Below are 657 nucleotides of genomic sequence, written 5' to 3' on the forward strand. Positions count from 1 at the left end.
GAGCGTATAAAGTTTGAGTAGGGGCTGCTCTCGGGAGGATTTTCCGGGGACAAAGAGAAGAGACCTCACTGACCACAAAAACAACCCGCGTTGCAGCGCGGATGAAGAGGTGAGGTCTCTTATGTTGGACATTCGACGCAGCTATGCAAGTTTCCTGTTGCTCGTGATGATCGCCGCCAGGCTATCACAACGTCCAGGGGATTTTGCGGTGCTCGAGGAAGAGGTTTCGAGGGCGCTGACCGATTTGGGGGCCGTGGTGATCACGTCGGTGCTTGAAGCTTGGGACGAGAAGCTGGCGGCGGAGCGTGACCGAAATGAGTGGGAACTGGTTCAGTGTAAACCACGGACGATCGTGTCCACTGTGGGAGAAATCCGCTATCGTCGACGTTATTACCGCAATCGAAAGACGGGCGAACGCCGCTTTCTGTTGGATGACGTAGCAGGTTTCGATCCGCGTCGTCGATTGAGCGGGAAGTTGAGAGACCAAGCTGTAGCGCTGGCGTTAGATGTGTCGTATCGGCGTGCGGCAGAGATTCTCCAGACGTGGGTGCCAGACATCAGCGCGATGGCGATTTGGCAAGAGGTGCAGAGGCTCGGAGGGGAGAAGCGCGCCCGAGCTGAGTTGGAGCGCGAGAAGGTGTTCAAGCAAGGGGAAGT

Annotated in this window: 1 protein-coding gene; it reads left to right on the plus strand. The window is 56.8% G+C overall.

The window, feature by feature from the left end; genetic code table 11:
• Window positions 1-121: 121 nt before the first annotated feature.
• A partial coding sequence (locus AS26_RS13650) for a UPF0236 family transposase-like protein (protein WP_174519954.1) occupies window positions 122-657 on the plus strand: 536 nt, incomplete at its 3' end.

Source organism: Alicyclobacillus sendaiensis NBRC 100866, from assembly GCF_001552675.1.
Lineage (GTDB): Bacteria > Bacillota > Bacilli > Alicyclobacillales > Alicyclobacillaceae > Alicyclobacillus > Alicyclobacillus sendaiensis.